Source organism: Actinoalloteichus hoggarensis (genome assembly GCF_002234535.1).
GTDB lineage: Bacteria > Actinomycetota > Actinomycetes > Mycobacteriales > Pseudonocardiaceae > Actinoalloteichus_A > Actinoalloteichus_A hoggarensis.
In genome coordinates, this window is sequence record NZ_CP022521.1 from 819,913 (window position 1) to 837,803 (window position 17,891).

Below are 17,891 nucleotides of genomic sequence, written 5' to 3' on the forward strand. Positions count from 1 at the left end.
CCCGTCCGCAGTCATCCGGCTGCACCGGCCGGATACGGAAAAACACGGCCCACCAGGGGACCGTGCTGTGCTTCGAGGTTAGCACGCCAAAAGGGGCCCGTCGCTCGAATTCCTGCGTCGGGCCATGCTGTGAGCTGGGGTTCACCCGCTTGGCCGCATCCCCCCTCCCGGCGGAGTCAGCGCAGAGTCGATCAAGTATTCCGGCACTTCATACGAACAGCCGAACACCTCGCCGATCACCGGCCGCTGCGATGTGCGCAGTGTCGTGGTGTGGTTCGCGGAGCCCTCGGCGGGCGGCACGTAGACCTCGCGTCTGCCCACCTCGTCGCCGTTCTCGGCACGGCTCTCCACGACGCACACGGCCGGTCGCTCGGGGTCGTCTCGGTGCACCTGGAAGCTCAGCTCGATCGAGTCGTCCGAGGTGATCTCGAAGGCGGTGTGCTCGCCCCGGATGGGCTGGGCGCCGAAGTTCCGATACGCCACGATCGAGGCGACCAAACCGATGCCCACCGCGACGCCGAGCGAGACGATCAACACGCGACGTGACGGACGGCGGGCGGGTGCGCCGTAGCGGCCCACTGGCCGCTGGCGCGGCGTCGTCGACGGCGGGGTGTCGTTCACGGCCTATGCATACCTCAAGTGCGGATCGTCGGAGACGGCGGGAACAATGGCATTGTTGCTCGCGTTGACGAGTATCCCCGGACCGCCCTGTGAGGCTGCTCGCAGGGGGCGGTTACACCTGCAGGAGGGACGACGGTCGCACCATGGCTGAGAAGCTGCGATTGATGACGGTGCATGCTCACCCGGATGACGAATCGAGTAAGGGCGCGGCGACCCTGGTGCGATATGTCACCGAGGGTCATGAAGTGATGGTCGTCACCTGTACCGGTGGTGAGGCGGGCAGCATCCTCAACCCGGCCATGGAACGTCCGGAGATCGCGGAGAACATCGCGGCCGTGCGCCGCCAGGAGATGGCGGCGGCCGCGGAGATCCTCGGTGTCCAGCACCGGTGGCTCGGCTTCGTCGACTCGGGTCTGCCCGAGGGCGACCCGCTTCCGCCGCTGCCCGAGGGCTGCTTCGCCCTCGTCGATCTCGAGGTGTCCACCGAGGCGCTGGTTCGTGTGGTCCGTGAATTCCGACCGCACGTGATGGTGACCTACGACGAGAACGGCGGCTACCCGCACCCGGACCACATCCGATGCCACGAGGTGTCGATGGCCGCGTTCGACGCGGCGGGCGACCCGGAGCGCTTCCCGACGGCGGGCGAGCCGTGGCAGCCCAAGAAGCTCTACTACTCGCACGGCTTCTCGCGGGCGAAGATGACGACGTTCCACGAGGAGCTGATCGCGCGCGGCATCGAGTCGCCGTACGGCGAGTGGCTGGCGAACTGGGACGCCTCGCGGCCCGACGTGATGGAGCGGGTCACGACTCGGGTGCGGTGTGAGGAGCACTTCGAGGCCCGTGACGCCGCCCTCACCGCCCACGCCACGCAGATCGACCCGAACAGCAGATGGTTCGCGGTGCCGCTGGACGTCCAGCGCGAGGTGTGGCCGACGGAGGAGTACGAGCTCGTACGGTCCCTCGTCGACGCCACCCTCCCGGAGGACGACCTGTTCGCGGGCGTGTACGAGAAGGTGACGGTGTGATCGCGGGCGCGGGCGCGCTCGTGTGGTCGGCGCTGGCCTTCGGCGTGGACGACCCGGGCGGGCAGGGTGAGGACTTCGGCAAGTCGTCCCCGGTGGGCCTCGTGCTGCTGGTGCTCTTCTTCATCGCGGTCGGGCTGCTGGTCCGTTCGATGACCAGGCACCTGCGCAGGCTGCCCGCCAGCTTCGACCCGCCCGAGAGCGAGGCGGAGGGCGCCGAGGGCTCGACCTCGCCGGGCTCGTCGACCGACGGCTCCGCGGAGTCCGCTCGGGTCGCGACGTCGGCGGACCGGGCGGACGGTGTGACGAGCCGGGCCGCCGGGGGTCGCGACTCCGACTGACCACCTGCCGCCACTGCGGGCTCCCGACCGGGCGCCGGCAGTGGCGGCGGCCGTCGCGCCGAGGTCGGCCGCACACGGGCGGCGGGCGCCGGCAGGGGATAACCGGCTGCGCTCGCCTGGTCCATTGCGCGAGGATGGCGCGGTGCTGCTCACCGTGACCACGACCTACCAGCCCGCGACGGACCTCGGGTTTCTGCTGCACAAACACCCGGACCGGGTGCAGAGCTTCCCCGTGTCCGCGGGCTCGGCCCACGTGTTCTATCCCAGGGCCGACGAGGAGGCCTGCACGGCGGCGCTGCTGCTGGAGGTCGACCCGATCGCCCTGGCCCGGCGGGCGGGCCGGAACGGCGGACGACCCGCCGGACTGGGCTCCTATGTCAACGACCGGCCCTATGCCGCCTCGTCGATGCTCGCGGTCGCACTGGGTTCGGTCTTCGGCACCGCGATGCGGGGCCGCTGCGATGCCCGGCCGGAGCTGGCCGAGAGCGTGCTGCCTCTGGAGATCGAGGTCCCCGCCCTGCCCGTTCGGGGCGATGCCGATCTGCCGCGGCGGCTGTTCGCCCCGCTGGGCTGGCAGGTCGACAGCACGACGCCGCCGTGGGACGAGCACCTGCCCGCCTGGGGTGACGCGCCCTACGCCCGGCTGCGGCTGACCGGTTCGATGCGCCTGGGTGACGCCCTCAACCAGCTGTACGTGCTGCTGCCGGTGTTGGACGCGGCCAAGCACTACTGGGTGGCCGAGCAGGAGGTCGAGAAGCTGCTGCGCGCGGGCGCGGGCTGGCTCGCCGGGCATCCCGAACGGCGGTTGATCACCACTCGGTATCTGGCGCATCGCGGCGACTACGTGGCCTCGGCGCTGGGCGGCCTCGCCGACGAGGTGCCCGAGGATCCGGTGCCCGAGGACCCGGCGCCCGATCCTGCCGCCGACCGCCCCGCGGCCGGGAGTCCGCGACGCGGCGACCACGCGCGACGACGGCGGCAGGCGGTGGCGGCGGCGCTTCGAGCGGCGGGCGCGGGCCGCGTGCTCGACCTGGGCTGCGGCACCGGAGAGCTGGTGGCCGATCTGCTGGCCGACCCGGCCTTCACGGCGGTCACCGGCGTGGACGTGTCGATGCGCTCGCTGCGGATCGCCGAACGACGGATCGGCGTCGACCGCCTCCCCGAGTCCCGACGGAAGCGGCTCGCCCTGCGGCAGTCCGCTCTCACCTACCTGGACGACGACCTCGTCGGCTACGACGGCGCCGCCCTGGTCGAGGTCGTCGAGCACGTCGACCCGGAGCGGCTGCCCGCCCTCGACCGCGCCGTCTTCGGACATGCGCGGCCGGGCACCGTCGTGGTGACCACCCCGAACATCGAGTACAACCCGTTGTTCGACACGCTGACGCCCGCGGGCCTCCGCCACGCCGATCACCGGTTCGAGTGGACCAGGGCCGAGTTCGCCGCCTGGGCGCGGCAGGTCTGTCATCGCCACGGATACCGCGTCCGCTTCGGCGAAGTGGGGGAGATCCATCCGGAGTTCGGCCCGGTCACCCAGCTCGCGGTGTTCAGCAGGCAGGACGACCGCCCGACCGTGGCCGCCGCGAAGCCCGCGGCGCGAGAGGGGGCGTCGGCATGAGCACGCTCGCACTGCCGAGGACCGCGCTCGTGGTGCTGATCGGCGCCACCGGCTCCGGCAAGTCCACCTTCGCCAGGACCCACTTCCGTCCGTCGCAGATCCTGGCGAGCGACGCCTTCCGCGCCATGGTCGGCGACGACGAGAACGATCAGTCGGTGACGGTGCCCGCCTTCGAGGCGCTCCATCACGTGGCAGGTGTCCGGCTGGCGCTCGGACGGCTCACGGTGATCGACGCGACGAACGTGCGGCGGCAGGCCAGGGCGAGCCTGGTGCGGCTGGCCAGGGAGCACGACGTGCTGCCGGTCGCCGTCGTGCTGGACCTGCCGGAGGGCGTCTGCGTCCGACGCAACGCCGACCGCGCGGATCGCGACTTCGGCGCGGACGTGGTGCGTCGACACCGTGCCGAGCTGCGCCGGTCGATCAAGAACCTGGCCGGGGAGGGTTTCCGGCGGGTGCACGTGCTGCGCAGCCCCGAGGAGGTCGCCGACGCCGAGATCGTCCTGGAGCCGCTGCGCAACGACCGTCGCGACGAGACCGGGCCCTTCGACGTGATCGGCGACGTGCACGGCTGCCGGTCGGAGCTGACGGCGCTGCTCGGCGAGCTGGGCTACCGGGTCCGCCGAGACTCCGACGGCCGCGCGGTGGGCGCCGATCACCCCGAGGGTCGGCGGGCGGTCTTCGTCGGCGACCTCGTCGACCGAGGGCCGGACACCCCCGGCGTCCTGCGTCTGGTGATGGGCATGGTGTCCGACGGCACCGCCCTGTGCGTCTCGGGCAATCACGAGGCGAAGCTGCTGCGCGCGCTCCAGGGACGACGGGTGTCGACCGGACACGGACTCGCCGAGTCGCTGGCCCAGCTCGCCGAGGAGCCGCCGGAGTTCGGCGCCCGGGTGCGGAGCTTCTGCGACTCGTTGGTGGCGCACTACGTGCTGGACGGCGGGCGGCTCGTGGTGGCGCACGCCGGCCTTCCGGAGCGCTATCACGGCCGGGCCTCCGGGCGGGTGCGCAGCTTCGCGTTGTTCGGGGACACCACCGGCGAGACCGACGAGTTCGGGCTGCCCGTGCGGTATCCGTGGGCGGACGACTATCGCGGTTCGGCGACCGTGCTCTACGGGCACACGCCGGTCTCGCGGGCGGAGTGGGTGAACAACACGCTCTGCCTGGACACCGGCTGCGTGTTCGGCGGCAGGCTGACCGCGCTGCGGTATCCCGAACGCGAGCTGGTCTCGGTGCCCGCCGAACGGGTCTGGTACGAGCCGGTCCGGCCGCCGTCCTCGGGCTCGGCCGCCGTCGAGGCCGCCGCGGCCGCCGTCCCGGGGCGGTCCGAACCCGACGTCCTGCGGATCGAGGACGTCGCGGGCAGGCGAGCCGTCCAGACCGCCCATCACGGTCGGGTGACCGTTCGCGAGGAGCAGGCCGCCGCGGCGCTGGAGGTGATCAGCCGGTTCTCCCTCGACCCGAGGTGGCTGGCGTATCTGCCGCCGACGATGGCTCCCTCGCCCACGTCGGCCCGTTCCGACCTGTTGGAACATCCGGACGAGGCGTTCGCGGCCTACCGTGCCGCCGGGGTGCGCCGGGTGATCTGCGAGGAGAAGCACATGGGTTCCCGCGCCGTGGTCCTGGTGTGTCGGGACGCCGAGACGGCGCGGACGCGCTTCGGCATGAGCGACACGGAGCAGGCGGAGGTCGCGGGCGCGGTCTACACCAGGACGGGGCGGTCCTTCTTCGATCCGCCGGACACCCGACGCCTGCTCGACCGGGTACGGCTGGCCTGCGACGCCGCGGGGCTGTGGGCGGAGCGGGCGAGCGACTGGCTGCTGTTCGACGCCGAGCTGCTGCCCTGGAACGCCAAGGCCGACCAGCTGATCCGGGACGACTTCGCCGCCGTCGGCGCCGCCGCCGAACTGGCCCTGCCCGCCGCCGTCGCGACGCTCTCCGCCGCGGCGGCGCGCGGCGCCGACGTGACGGACCTGCTGGTCCGCACCCGGCGGCGTGTCTCGGACGCCGAGGCGTTCCGGGCGGTCTACCGCCGCCACACCGTGCCGATGACGGGGCTTGACGACGTCCGGCTGGCGCCGTTCCAGCTGTTGGCCGCCGAGGGTGCCACCTTCGAGGACCGGCCGCACGCCTGGCACCTGGCCGTCGCGGATCGGCTGGCGGCCGCCGTGCCGGGGACGTTCCACGCCACCGGCCGCGTCGAGGCGGATCTCGAGGATGCCGCCTCGGTGGACGCGGCCGCGGCCTGGTGGACGGCGCTGACCGCCGAGGGCGGGGAGGGGATGGTCGTCAAGCCCGCCGCCAACCTGACCAGGGCGAAGGATCGACTGGTGCAGGCCGGGCTGAAGGTGCGCGGCAGGGAGTACCTGCGGATCGTCTACGGCCCGGACTACCTCCAGCCCGCGAATCTCACCCGGCTGCGGGATCGGAAGCTGGACACCAAACGGTCGCTGGCGCTGCGGGAGTACGCGCTCGGTCTGGAGGGCCTGTCCCGGCTCGTGGCGGGGGAGCCGCTGTGGCGGGTGCACGAGTGCGCCTTCGCCGTACTGGCGCTGGAGTCCGACCCGGTCGATCCGAGGTTGTGAGCGGGCGGAGAGCGGCTTCTTCCGAAATGGTTCGGAAACCTCGGTATGGCCTCTGACGTGCGATGGGGTGAGTTGCGGTGTGATCGCGGGGCCGTGGCCGGGCTGGCTGCCGAAGGCGACGTGCGGGTCCGCCGACGAGTCGGACCCGATCTGCTGCCGACCCGAGAAGACCGGGCCGAGAGCAGGGCGGAGGGTGCGCTCGACGCTGCCCGCCCCGTATGGGGCCTGCTGTCACGACGGGATGCGTCGACGTCGGCGGGGGTGGCGGTTACCGAGTTTCCGGGGGCGGATGTTCTTCCCGAGCATTCCGGCCAAGACTTCGTCGAGGACTCTCGCCGAGTTCCTCGGGAATCGGCCGGGGTCGGCCGATGGACGGTGGTCGCGCAGACGGTACGGGAGTGGAAGGCGACCGCGGTCGTCCGCCGTGTTCGGCCACACGGACCGAGCCGTCCGTTCGATCGTCCGGTCCGTCGGCCGGCGACTTCGGTCCCGTGCCGAATGAGATGGAGATGTGAGCAGTGCCGGGGAGGCGTGGTGTCGCGCGGCACCGCCCCGGCGCCCGGACGGGTGACCTGTCCGGTTCGCCACGTCAGAAGCAGCGAAAGGGTGAGAGGAGCCGTGTCGGGACGCGCCGTCGAACACCTGGGAAGCCTGGGTCGTCCTCTCGGCCGACGCGTCCGGAGCACGGCCTGACCGACGGCATCGACTGCGCGGTGAGTTCTCGACCCGGGCCGTCCAGGGCCGAGCACCCGACCAGGGGCAGTACGAGGCGACCGCGGGCGGTCGGGCCGGAGATCGCCGGATCCCGCGCAGCGTGTCGTCTGGCTGACCTTGGTGGGACCGAGACACCCGAAGCCACGGAGTAGGGGCCTCGGCGGCGCGGATCGCTTGTGATTCGGCGGGGCCCGCCCGGTTCTCGGCCTGACTCACCGCCCGAAGACTCCCGAGGGTGGCAGCGGCGATGCCGTGGCGTCGGCGTCGGTGACGGCGACGGCGGTGCCGACGAAGCCGTCGAAGGCCGCGCCCTCGACCACTCGTGCCGCCGTCGGATCGCCCGCCGTGCGCCGGGTCAGGTCGGCTACGGGCAGCGGCGCCGCGGAGCCGACCAGGACCAGGTTCGAGAAGCGCCTGCCGCGCAGCAGGCCGGGCTCGGCCATCAGCAGGGCCTCGCCGAACACCGAGCGCAGCGTGGCGGCCTGCCTGCGGGCGAAGGACAACGGCGGGCCGTCGGCCACGTTGGCCGCGAAGACGCCGCCGGGGCGCAGCACGTCCGCCGCCGCCGCGACGAACTCCGCCGAGGTCAGGTGGGCGGGTGTGCGGGCCCCCGCGAAGACGTCCACGATCAGCAGATCCGCCGTGTCCGGCCGCTGCCGAGACAGCCACTCCCGTGCGTCGGCGCCGCTGACCCGGATTCGGGCCCGCTTGTCCCAGGGCAGTTCGGCGCGGACGAACTCCGTGAGCGCCTCGTCGTACTCCACGACTCGCTGGCGGGAGCCCGGCCGGGTGGCGGCGACGTAACGCGGCAGGGTGAGGGCGCCGCCGCCGAGGTGGACGACGTCGAGCGCGGCGCCCACCGGGCCCGCGAGGTCCACCACGTGCCCGAGGCGTCGGACGTACTCGAAGAGCAGGTAACTCGGGTCGCCGAGGTCGACGTGCGACTGCGGAGTGCCGTCCACCAGCAGCGTCCAGGCGTCGCGGCGGTCCGAGTCCGGCCGCAGCACGGCCTCGCCGCCGGTCACCGCCGCGCTTCGGACGTCGGCCGTCCACCGTGCCCGGCCTCTGGCGGCCGCTCGTCCCGACTTCATCCGCCCAGTGTGCGGCATCCGATCGGGTGGGCCTGCCCGGTCCGCGGCCCGGCCGCCGCCGTGGCTTGACGGCCGAGGGAGCTGCCTCGGCCGCCGAGGCGGCCTGCGGAATCGCCGCGCCGGGGCATGAACCCGATCGGCTGTGGACGGCGCCCGCGGCCCGACCGAGTCGCGGACGTCGATCGCGGCTTCGCTGCGGCCCGCCGCCGCAGGCTGCCACAGTAGGTCGCACGGCGAACCGCTTGGCTGACGCGACGAGTCCCTACCTGCAACAGCATGCCGACAATCCCGTGGACTGGTACCCCTGGGGCGAGGAGGCGTTCGCGGAGGCGGCGCGGCGCGAGGTGCCGGTGCTGCTCTCCGTCGGTTACGCCGCCTGCCACTGGTGTCAGTGAACTTACACAACAAGGTAGTCCTGCCCTGGGGTGTTGCCAGAAGGTAACCGCAGGGACACATACGATGAGCAGCTGGACGCAAGCATCGACGCTTGGGTGGAGGCCGAGCTGGCCGCCTCACCAGAGTGGGGGCCCGAGAAGTACGCCACCATCCGCCAGCGACGATTCCTCGTTGCTCACAGGGCCCCAAGGTCGACCGTGACAGGGAATGGCGCGGTGGCCTTCACGGTGCCGGTGAACACCTCGCCGTCCCGGTAGGCCCTGTTGGCGGGGTCGAGGACGTAGGTGTAGACGATCGGAACGCCGGTGGCGGCCTGCTCGATGCGCCAGTAGAAGGGGATGCCGGCTTTGGCGTATTGGTCCACCTTCACGATCCGGTCGGTGGTCTCTGACCCCGGGGACACGACCTCGACGACCAGGAGCACGTGCTCGGGACGGGTGGGCGTGAGGTCGATGGTCTCCGCCCGGTACACGGTGACGTCCGGACGGCGGTTGGTGAGCGGAACGTCCTGCAAACGGACGTCGAAGTCCGTGTCGGCGTTCCAGTCCGGGCCCGCGGCGGCGTCCAGGGCATTGGCCAGGATTCGGGCCAGCCGGTTGTGCCGCTTGGAGGCGCTCGGGCTCACGACGACCATCCCGTCCACGATCTCGATGCCGGCGCACTGCTCCTCGGACCAGGAGTCGTACTGTTCCGCGCTGATCTGCGTGTGCATCCACGCGGGCGCCACCATCTCGGCGGTCATGAAGTACCTCCTTCGAGGATGCGGTGCTGCTCGACTCAGCGTACTGCCCGCTTCCATTCGGGCACCGGCTTTGGATCGGGGTAGAGCCTTCAGTGTCCGCCGGGCGACCGGGGCGCAAAAGGGGCGATCCGCATTCACCACGTGATGGCGCATGAGTGCAGATCGGCCAAGTAGGGCGGGGGCTTGCGGGCCGAACCGGCAGGACCGTGTCGGCGTGAGAGGCTGGGTCGTATGAACCGGTTGGCTGGTGTGACCTCGCCTTATCTGCTTCAGCATGCCGACAACCCGGTCGACTGGTGGCCGTGGGGACCCGAGGCATTCGAGGAAGCGAAACGGCGCGATGTGCCCGTTCTGCTGTCGGTCGGTTACTCTGCGTGCCACTGGTGTCACGTCATGGCGCACGAGTCCTTCGAGGACGAGGCGGTCGCGGCGGTGATGAACGAGAACTTCGTCAACGTCAAGGTCGACCGCGAGGAACGGCCGGACGTCGACGCCGTCTACATGACGGCGACGCAGGCGATGACCGGCAGCGGCGGCTGGCCGATGACCTGCTTTCTCACTCCGGAGGGCGAGCCCTTCCACTGCGGCACCTACTACCCGCCGACACCGCATCCGGGCCTGCCCTCGTTCCCGCAGCTCGTCGACGCTGTGGCGGCGGCCTGGCAGGAGCGGCGCGGGGAGGTGCGCGAGGCGGCGAGGCGGATCGTGGCGGGGCTGGCCGAGCAGACCGCGCCGCTGCCGGCCGCCGCGGTCGACGAGAGCACCGTCGTGGCGGCGGTGGCCGCCCTGACGTCGTCCTTCGACGGCGCCCACGGCGGCTTCGGCGGCGCGCCGAAGTTCCCGCCGTCGATGGTCCTGGAGTTCCTGCTGCGGCATCATGAGCGCACCGACGACCCCGATGCGCTGCGCCTCGTCGAGCGGACCTGCGCCGCGATGGCGCGTGGCGGCCTGTACGACCAGCTCGCGGGCGGATTCGCTCGTTACAGCGTGGACGCGGGCTGGGTCGTGCCGCACTTCGAGAAGATGCTCTACGACAACGCGCTCCTGCTGCGGGTGTACGCCCATCTGGCCCGTCGCACCGGTTCGGCACTGGCAGGCCGGGTCGCGGTGGAGACGGCCGAGTTCCTGTTGGGCGAGCTGCGGACGCCCGAGGGCGGGTTCGCCGCCTCGTTGGACGCCGACACCGACGGGGTGGAGGGACTCACCTATGTCTGGACGCCGGATCAGCTGATCGAGGTGCTGGGCGACGCGGACGGTCGATGGGCAGCCGAACTGCTCGCGGTGACCCCGGAGGGCAGCTTCGAGCACGGCAGCTCGACGCTGCGTCTCCTGGCCGACCCGGGGGCCGCCTTCGGAGCCGGCTCTGGGGCCGACCCGAACGCCGACTCGGGCGGGTCCGCCGACGCGGGCCCGCCCGGGGACGCGGAGCCCGGTGCCGAGGCACGCTGGCGGCGGATCAGGGGCGCCCTGCGGGCCGCCCGCGATCGCAGGCCGCAGCCTGCCAGGGACGACAAGGTCGTCACCGCGTGGAACGGCCTGGCGATCACCGCGCTGGCCGAGGCGGGCGCGGCGCTCGGCAGGCCCGAGTGGGTGCGGGCCGCCGACGAGGCCGCCGACCTGCTCCTGCGACTGCATGTGGTCGACGGCAGGCTGCTGCGCAGCTCGCGAGACGGGACGGCGGGCGGCGCCAGGGCAGTGCTGGAGGATTACGGCTGCCTGGCCCAGGGACTGCTGGCCCTGCATCAGGCCACCGGCGCCGCTCTCCGGCTGACCGAGGCCGAGGCCCTGCTCGACGTGGCCTTGGCACGCTTCGCCGATCCGGAGGTCGCGGGGCTCTTCCACGACACCGCCGACGATGCGGAGAGCCTGGTGCGCAGGCCGTCGGACCCCGGCGACAACGCGAGTCCCTCGGGTGCGTCGTCGGTGGCGGAGGCCCTGGTGACCGCCTCGGTGCTGACCGACCCGGCTCGGTCCGGCGCCTACCGGGCCGCGGCGGAACAGGCGATGGCCAGGGCCGGGGTGCTCGTCGCCCGCAGCCCGCGGTTCGCGGGGCACTGGCTCACGGTCGCCGAGGCTCTCATCGCGGGTCCGTTGCAGATCGCGGTGGCCGTCGCCCCTGCGGACGATCGGGGCGCGGAGCTGGTGTCGATCGCCCGCTCGCTGGCGCCCGGCGGCACGGTGGTGGTGGCCGGGCGGGGCGACGACCCCGGCGTCCCGCTGCTCGCGGGCCGCGGACCCGTCGACGGCGCCTCAGCGGTGTTCCTGTGTCGGGGCTACGTCTGTGACCTGCCGATGACGCGCGCCGACGAACTCAGTGCCGCCCTCACCCGTTGATCGGGAACACGGTGACCGACCCGCACGTTAGTAGAGGTGTAATCAAGTAATTCGAGTAACGGGGGTTGGTATGTACGCACGTTTCATGGCCGTAGGGCGCGCCCCGCACGGTAGGGGCGGCGGCCCCGGCCATCGCTCGGGGCGCGGCCGCGGCGGGTGGCAGCAGGCCGAGCTGCCGTCGACCTCGGACGCGGCGGCCTGGTTCGCGGGCAGGCTTCCCGACGGCTGGTTCGTCGGGGCGCCCGCGCTCACGATCGACCGCGAGGAGATCCTGCTGATCGGCGAGCTGCCCGCGCTGGAGGAGGAGTTCTCGGACGATGCGGCACGCGGTGCCGCGGAGTCGGGCCGGATCGCCCGGTTTCGTGAGCAGACGAGGGAGGATCGCATCGAGATCGCCCGGCAGGCCGAACACCGCTACGGCCGCAAGGTCGCGTGGGGCGCCCGCCTCGGCGGCACCGAGGAGCAGTTCACGACCGTCTCGGTGCCGGTGATGACCCGGCTGCGCCAGTCGGAGCGGCTGGTGCTGGACACCCTGGTCGACGCCGGAGTCGCCCGCTCCCGCTCCGAGGCGCTGGCCTGGGCGGTGCGGCTGGTCGGCGAGCATGCCGACGAGTGGCTCGGCGAGCTGCGTGAGGCCATGGCGGAGGTCGAGAAGCTCCGCTCTCAGGGGCCGGATCTCGGCTGATCACGGCGTGGGGACGCGTGGGGCGGCCGCCGTCCCCACGCCGCGGCCGGGTCCGGGCACGGACCCGCGGGCGATCACCGCCCATGCCGCGGGCCGGAGCGTCGCCGTCGGTACAGAACGGATCGGATCGGTGTCTGCCGCGCGTAGGCGACCGACGGCCTGTCGCGGTCGATCAGGCGTACAGCACCAGCCAGATCGCCACGTAGTGGCAGAGGGCCGCGACCACCGTCGTCGCATGGAAGAACTCGTGATAGCCGAAGACCGACGGCCAGGGGTCCGGCCAGCGCGTCGCGTAGAACACCGCGCCGACCGTGTAGAACACGCCGCCGACGATCAGCAGCACGAGCGCCGCGATCCCGGCGTTCGAACCGATCTCGGGCATGACGAACACGGCGACCCAGCCCAGCCCGATGTAGATGGGCACGCCCACCCACCGGGGCGCGTGCGGCCACAGCAGCTTCAGGGCGACGCCCGCCGCCGCGCCGCCCCAGATCACCGACAGCACGACGATCCCGGTGTCGGGGGACAACGCCAGGAAGGCGAACGGCGTGTAGGTGCCCGCGATGAACAGGAAGATCATCGAGTGATCGAGACGTTTCATCCAGGCCCTGCTCGACGCGCTCGCCCAGTGACGGCGGTGATACAGGGCGCTGACGCCGAACAGGCCGAGGACCGTCAACACGTAGACGGTCACCGATGCCGCCGCACGCCCGGAGACCGTCGTCGCGGCCATCACGATCAGCGTGCCACCCGCGAGCAGGGCGGTAAAGAAGGACCAGAAGTGAATCCAGCCGCGCATCCGAGGCTTCACCAGGGGCTTCGGCATGGTCGATGCGGTCACGGCCTCAGGTTACGGGACCGTAGGTTACGCGGCGGTAGCGTGTGGGCGGCGCCACGCCTGCGGCTGCGATCGCCGACGGGCGAGTGGATCGTCGCAGGAGGCTCAACGGATGCCCGCGGGGCTCGCGATCTGTTCGACGGCTCCTCGGCCCGTGCTGATCGCCGCATGCGGCGGTCGACCGGACGTGGACCGGCGGTGGAGCGGACGTGTGAGTGCGTCGAGCCTGCTGCCTTCGGGACGAACGGCGGTGACGAGCCGCTCATCGAGGCGGGGGGCGAGGCGGAGCTCCGGTGTACACGACGACGGGGCGCCGGGCCCGCGGGCCCGACGCCCCGTACGGCGACGACTCAGTCGTCGATGTAGGTCTGGTTGCCCACGTCGCTGGTCAGCGGAGCGTTGACGCAGTCGCTGATCTGCGGCGAGGCGATCGGAACGATCACACCCAGGATCGCGATGTTGTTGCCGCACAGCTGGATCGGCAGCACGCTGAGCTGGTTGTCGTTGAGAATGTTGATGCCGTCGTTGTCGTAGCTGCCCGCGTGAGCGGCCGGAGCCAGCATCAGCAGTCCGGCTGCAGCAGCGGCGACAGCGCCTGCCTTCTTCAGCACTTGGATTCACTCTCCTCGTAATCGTGATGGTCGAGAGACTCGAGATTCCCGGTGCACCGTCACCCGAGTGTCGATAAGACGACTCGGGCGGCGGAACCTCGCGATTCCGCAGTCCCCGCCAGGATCGCCGTGACCGGCGATGCGGGGTTCCCGCCGTTGGAAACCGGCGGGTCACACCCGCTCTGAGATCCGTGACAGGCGTTTTCGGTCTCCGAGCTACTCGCGGCGACCGGTTTCGGGGTCCGATTTCACAGTCAAGCCGTGAGACCGGTGTTGTCTGTCGAGGACGAAAGCTACTAGGTGCTTTCCGGGAATGGGAAACCGAGTCACACTATTGTGTGAAACCCGATTCTGGCGACGGCGAAGATCACGCGAAGGGGTGAACTCATTAGAGTGCATATTCGCGAGAGGGTGACGTTTCACTCGATAGTGATAAGCGCAGGTGGTCGGCGTGGTGATGCCCTGACGTCGTCGATCGAAGCTGGTCAAGATCGAATGGCCGAGATCTGCGGCACCGTGATGACTTTGGTATAAGGCCTGTCTCGTGGAAGCGGCCCACCGGACCGTAGGCTCTCCGGTCCATGGACGCGAGTCGGCTCGTGCGGGAGTACCTGCTTCTCGGGCTGCGCTTCGACCGGCTGGTCGAGGGATTCGTCGACGCCTACACCGGTGATCCTCGGCTTCGGCGTCAGGTCGACGACGAGCCGAGGCCCGTGCCCGGCGTGCTCGCCGTACAGGCGGCCCGGCTACGCGCCGAACTGTCCTCGGCAGGTCTCGCGGAGAGCCGCATCCGATTCCTCGCCGCCCAGCTCACCGCCCTCGAATGCTCCGCGCGTCGACTGGCGGGAGAACCCGTCGGATTCGTCGACGAGGTGGAGGCGTGTTTCCAGGTCAGGATCGCGCCCGGCGACCAGGACGCGTATCGGGCCGCCCACGTCGAACTGGACGCGCTGCTGCCGGGGCGAGGGGCGCTGTCCGATCGCCTCGGCGAGCTTCGCAGGCGAGACGAGATCCCACCGCGTCGACTCGAAGGCTGCGTCGTGGAGCTCTCCGAGGCGCTGCGAGAACTGGTCCGCGGCCGCTACGGCCTCCCGGACGGGGAACGGGTCGAGTATCAGGTGGTCGGCGGAAAGCCGTGGAGCGGTTTCAACCACTACCTCGGCGACTACCGGTCGAAGGTCGTGATCAACGCCGATCTGGGCCATCGGATGGCGCACCTGGCCCACCTGGTGGCCCACGAGCCCTACCCGGGGCACCACACCGAGCACTGTCGGAAGGAGGCGGGCCTGCTCGGCGGACAGGGCTTCGCGGAGCACGCCGTCTTCCTGGTCAACACGCCGCAGTGCCTGATGGCCGAGGGGCTGGCCGATCTCGGACTGCACGCCCTCGTCGGCCCCGGCTGGGGTCCGTGGACGGCCGAGATCATGGCCGACCTCGGTCTGCGGATGGAGGGGGAGCTCGTCGAACGGGTCGAGACGGCCAGGGCCGGGCTGCTCGGCGTGCGGCAGGACGCGGCCCTGATGCTCCACGACCGGGGCGCGGACGAGGACGAGGTCGTGGCGTTCCTGCGCCGCTGGCTGCTGATCTCCGACGACCGGGCCCGGCAGTCCCTGCGGTTCCTCGCCGATCCGCTGTGGCGGGCCTACACCACCACCTACGTGGAGGGCGCTCGGCTGCTGCGCGGCTGGCTGGAGTGGCGGCCCGCCGCCGAGTCCGTGGCCTCCCGATATCTGAGACTCCTGGACGAGGCCATGGTGCCGGAGTCCGTCCGGTCGGAGACGGCGGCGGCCGAACGGGTGAACGAGTCCGACGCCGGGCGGTGGTGAGGGAACGGGCGTCTGCCGCACGACGGCTGCTTGTGCCCGCAACGAGTGCGTTGTTTCACCTGTTCGGGCCTGTCCGAACGGATTCCTGCCCTGGTTCGGCCTGCACGTAGCGTGCGGGTGTCCATCGACCGAATCACCTGTGTGGCCCGTGCCGGAAGCCGACGACCAGAGGTAGCGTCCGAAGAGGCGAGTCGTGACGGAGGCGGCCCGCCCCGGGAGGCTCACGTCGTGGCTTTGACGGGTACGACAGCGGATCGCAGGCGCTCAAGCCTGTCGATCCGGTCGTTCGGGGCGGACAGGGGGCGGCCTGGTCGCCGTCGGCGTCCGCCGTGGACGACGACGGCGTATCCGAACGGTCGCCGAGCGCACCCGGCCCACCGAGATGCGGCCGCGTCGCCGTGGTCGCTAGGGAGTTGCCGTGACTGCACCCCGTTCTTCGAGGCGGTCCGCCAGCCGTACCTCCAGCAGTGTGTCGAACACCTCGGAGGTGACGGCCGAACCCGCCAAGCGGGCCACCCGCACGCGCGGGACCCGCACGAAGGATCGCACCGCCACCTACGTGCTCGACACGTCGGTCCTCTTGTCCGATCCCTGGGCGACCACCCGGTTCGCCGAGCATTCCGTCGTCCTACCGCTGGTGGTGATCAGTGAGCTGGAGGGCAAGCGGCACCATCCCGAACTGGGCTGGTTCGCCCGCGAGGCGCTGCGGCTCTTGGACGACCTGCGGCTTCGGCACGGACGGCTCGATCGTCCGATCCCCGTCGGGGAGGCAGGCGGCACGCTGCACGTCGAACTGAACCACACCGATCCCTCGGTCCTGCCGCCCGGCTTCCGCACCGACTCCGGCGACGCACGCATCCTCGCGTGCGCGCTGAACCTCGCCGCGGAAGGCAGGCGGGTCACCCTGGTGACCAAGGACATGCCGCTTCGGGTCAAGGCCGCCTCGGTCGGCCTGGTCGCCGACGAGTACCGGGCGCAGAACGTCGCGCCGTCCGGATGGACCGGTATGGCCGATCTCGACGTCGAGCACGAGCTGATCGACTCCCTCTTCAAGGAGGGGGTCGTGGATCTGGACGAGGCGCGGGACCTGCCGTGCAACACGGGACTCCGGCTGCTCTCGGGGACGGGCAGCGCACTGGCCAGGGTGACGGCGGAGAAGCGGATCAGACTGGTGCGCGGCGATCGCGAGGCGTTCGGGCTGCGGGGTCGCTCGGCCGAGCAGCGGATCGCCCTCGATCTCCTGCTCGATCCGGAGATCGGGATCGTGTCGTTGGGCGGCCGGGCGGGCACCGGCAAGTCGGCACTGGCGCTGTGCGCCGGCCTGGAATCGGTGTTGGAACGGTCCCAGCATCGGAAGGTGGTCGTCTTCCGACCGGTCTACGCCGTCGGCGGACAGGAACTCGGCTATCTGCCCGGCAGCGAGAGCGAGAAGATGCAGCCGTGGGCCGAGGCGGTGTTCGACACCCTCGGCGCGCTGGCGGGGCAGCACGTGATCGACGAGGTGGTGGATCGGGGGATGCTGGAGGTCCTCCCGCTGACCCACATCCGAGGTCGCTCGCTGCACGACTCCTTCGTCATCGTCGACGAGGCGCAGTCCCTCGAACGCAACGTGCTGCTCACCGTCTTGTCGCGGCTGGGCGCCAACTCACGGGTGGTGCTCACCCATGACGTGGCGCAGCGGGACAACCTCCGGGTCGGCAGGCACGACGGCGTCGCGGCGGTGATCGAGAAGCTCAAGGGCCATCCGCTGTTCGCCCACGTCACCCTCACCCGTTCGGAGCGGTCGCCGATCGCGGCACTGGTGACCGAGATGCTGGAGGAGGCGTCACCGCTCTAGTCGGGAGTGCTTCCGTCGTGACGCCGGTGCCCGTCGGGGCGTCGGCGTCACGTGCGGCGGGGGCGAGGCCGGCGCCGCGGCCGGCTGCGGCGGGAGCGGCCCGCCGCGATCCCGCAGGCCGGCGGCGGTACGCGGGTGGCCGGGCTGTGGGGTCGTGGGTAGCCAGATCGCGGGTTGAGAGCCGGGGTTGCCCGGACGGTCGGGTGGCGGCACGCGCGGGCAGGCACGTCGTCCGTTCAGCACGCACCCCTTCAGCGCACCACCCGTTCAACGCGCCAACCGATCAGCACACCACCCGAACACCTGAAGCGGAGACTCCACCGTCACCAACGGTGTGGCCGGATCGTTCTCGTCGCTGCCGACGATCACGAAGGAACGGCGCATCACCAGCGCGTCGACGTGCGCTTGTTGGTATCCCTCGTCCAGGCCGTTGACCTGCCAGACCCGCCACAACTCCTCATGCCGAGACTCCGCACCGGGCAGGCGGAACCCGGTGATGTCCATCCGCTCGTGCAGGGAGTCCACAATGAGACGCGGCCACCCGATGACCACCTGCCTCCACCGATCACCCAGCCGCTCCGACGACTTCGATCAGCACACGGGGACGCGACGAACCACGCCGACGGGGACCCGGAC

The 17,891-nt window shown here is 71.2% G+C and carries 14 protein-coding genes and 1 pseudogene; 9 read left to right on the plus strand and 6 right to left on the minus strand.

The window, feature by feature from the left end; translation table 11 throughout:
* Nucleotides 1-141 precede the first annotated feature (141 nt).
* Nucleotides 142-621, minus strand: a complete 480-nt coding sequence (locus AHOG_RS03825; protein ID WP_184450990.1) for a DUF4307 domain-containing protein — start codon at nt 619-621, stop codon at nt 142-144.
* A 143-nt stretch (nt 622-764) separates the two neighbouring features.
* Between AHOG_RS03825 and mca the strand changes: the two genes are divergently transcribed.
* The 4 genes from mca to AHOG_RS03845 all read left to right on the plus strand — a co-directional run bounded on the left by mca (nt 765) and on the right by AHOG_RS03845 (nt 6,181).
* Entirely contained in the window at nt 765-1,646 is an 882-nt protein-coding gene (gene mca, locus AHOG_RS03830) for a mycothiol conjugate amidase Mca (RefSeq protein ID WP_093944126.1), read from the plus strand.
* Nucleotides 1,643-1,984 (plus strand): hypothetical protein, encoded by a 342-nt coding sequence (locus AHOG_RS28240; protein ID WP_157736616.1) that lies wholly within the window; start codon nt 1,643-1,645, stop codon nt 1,982-1,984. Before mca ends, AHOG_RS28240 begins: the two co-directional genes overlap by 4 nt.
* Before the next feature lie 142 nt (nt 1,985-2,126).
* Nucleotides 2,127-3,599 carry a 3' terminal RNA ribose 2'-O-methyltransferase Hen1 gene (locus AHOG_RS03840; RefSeq protein WP_093940124.1) on the plus strand — a complete coding sequence of 491 codons (1,473 nt, stop codon included), beginning with the start codon at nt 2,127-2,129 and terminating at the stop codon, nt 3,597-3,599.
* Nucleotides 3,596-6,181: a polynucleotide kinase-phosphatase gene (locus AHOG_RS03845; protein ID WP_093940125.1), complete on the plus strand. Its 2,586-nt coding sequence runs from the start codon at nt 3,596-3,598 to the stop codon at nt 6,179-6,181. The genes AHOG_RS03840 and AHOG_RS03845 overlap by 4 nt, the downstream gene beginning before the upstream one ends.
* A gap of 926 nt (nt 6,182-7,107) precedes the next feature.
* On the opposite strand, the gene AHOG_RS03850 is transcribed toward AHOG_RS03845, so the two are convergent.
* Complete coding sequence (locus AHOG_RS03850) at nt 7,108-7,986, minus strand: spermidine synthase (RefSeq protein WP_169725804.1); 879 nt, start codon at nt 7,984-7,986, stop codon at nt 7,108-7,110.
* 242 nt (nt 7,987-8,228) lie between these two features.
* Here AHOG_RS03850 and AHOG_RS28245 point away from each other — a divergent pair.
* Nucleotides 8,229-8,375: pseudogene (locus AHOG_RS28245) on the plus strand (DUF255 domain-containing protein); the annotation flags it as partial.
* Between the two features lie 182 nt (nt 8,376-8,557).
* Here AHOG_RS28245 and AHOG_RS03865 read toward each other — a convergent pair.
* Complete coding sequence (locus AHOG_RS03865; protein WP_093940129.1) at nt 8,558-9,124, minus strand: Uma2 family endonuclease; 567 nt, start codon at nt 9,122-9,124, stop codon at nt 8,558-8,560.
* 231 nt (nt 9,125-9,355) lie between these two features.
* Between AHOG_RS03865 and AHOG_RS03870 the strand changes: the two genes are divergently transcribed.
* Nucleotides 9,356-11,458: a thioredoxin domain-containing protein gene (locus AHOG_RS03870; protein WP_093940130.1), complete on the plus strand. Its 2,103-nt coding sequence runs from the start codon at nt 9,356-9,358 to the stop codon at nt 11,456-11,458.
* Nucleotides 11,459-11,543: 85 nt separating this feature from the next.
* The gene (locus tag AHOG_RS03875) at nt 11,544-12,143 is read left to right on the plus strand and encodes a hypothetical protein (protein WP_169725805.1); all 600 of its coding nucleotides are present in this window, start codon (nt 11,544-11,546) and stop codon (nt 12,141-12,143) included.
* 172 nt (nt 12,144-12,315) lie between these two features.
* Here the strand turns inward: AHOG_RS03875 and trhA are convergent, their stop codons facing one another.
* Complete coding sequence (gene trhA, locus AHOG_RS03880) at nt 12,316-12,969, minus strand: PAQR family membrane homeostasis protein TrhA (RefSeq protein WP_184451004.1); 654 nt, start codon at nt 12,967-12,969, stop codon at nt 12,316-12,318.
* Between the two features lie 362 nt (nt 12,970-13,331).
* Nucleotides 13,332-13,592: a hypothetical protein gene (locus AHOG_RS03885; RefSeq protein ID WP_169725806.1), complete on the minus strand. Its 261-nt coding sequence runs from the start codon at nt 13,590-13,592 to the stop codon at nt 13,332-13,334.
* Nucleotides 13,593-14,173: 581 nt separating this feature from the next.
* On the opposite strand from AHOG_RS03885, the gene AHOG_RS03890 reads away from it, so the two are divergent.
* Entirely contained in the window at nt 14,174-15,418 is a 1,245-nt protein-coding gene (locus AHOG_RS03890) for a DUF885 domain-containing protein (protein WP_093940131.1), read from the plus strand.
* A gap of 469 nt (nt 15,419-15,887) precedes the next feature.
* The gene (gene phoH2 / locus AHOG_RS03895) at nt 15,888-17,255 is read left to right on the plus strand and encodes an RNA 5'-3' helicase PhoH2 (RefSeq protein WP_376700063.1); all 1,368 of its coding nucleotides are present in this window, start codon (nt 15,888-15,890) and stop codon (nt 17,253-17,255) included.
* Between the two features lie 267 nt (nt 17,256-17,522).
* Here the strand turns inward: phoH2 and AHOG_RS03900 are convergent, their stop codons facing one another.
* Nucleotides 17,523-17,807 (minus strand): phage portal protein, encoded by a 285-nt coding sequence (locus tag AHOG_RS03900; RefSeq protein ID WP_281258072.1) that lies wholly within the window; start codon nt 17,805-17,807, stop codon nt 17,523-17,525.
* Nucleotides 17,808-17,891: the final 84 nt, after the last annotated feature.

What these genes read in the sequence shown, in the direction of transcription:
- AHOG_RS03845 (WP_093940125.1), top strand. Translation starts at nt 3,596, where the DNA reads ATGAGCACGCTCGCACTGCCGAGGACCGCGCTCGTGGTGCTGATCGGC.
- AHOG_RS03890 (WP_093940131.1), top strand. Translation starts at nt 14,174, where the DNA reads ATGGACGCGAGTCGGCTCGTGCGGGAGTACCTGCTTCTCGGGCTGCGC.
- mca (WP_093944126.1), top strand. Translation starts at nt 765, where the DNA reads ATGGCTGAGAAGCTGCGATTGATGACGGTGCATGCTCACCCGGATGAC.
- trhA (WP_184451004.1), bottom strand. Translation starts at nt 12,969, where the DNA reads ATGCCGAAGCCCCTGGTGAAGCCTCGGATGCGCGGCTGGATTCACTTC.
- AHOG_RS03870 (WP_093940130.1), top strand. Translation starts at nt 9,356, where the DNA reads ATGAACCGGTTGGCTGGTGTGACCTCGCCTTATCTGCTTCAGCATGCC.
- AHOG_RS03865 (WP_093940129.1), bottom strand. Translation starts at nt 9,124, where the DNA reads ATGACCGCCGAGATGGTGGCGCCCGCGTGGATGCACACGCAGATCAGC.
- AHOG_RS03875 (WP_169725805.1), top strand. Translation starts at nt 11,544, where the DNA reads ATGGCCGTAGGGCGCGCCCCGCACGGTAGGGGCGGCGGCCCCGGCCAT.
- AHOG_RS03850 (WP_169725804.1), bottom strand. Translation starts at nt 7,986, where the DNA reads ATGAAGTCGGGACGAGCGGCCGCCAGAGGCCGGGCACGGTGGACGGCC.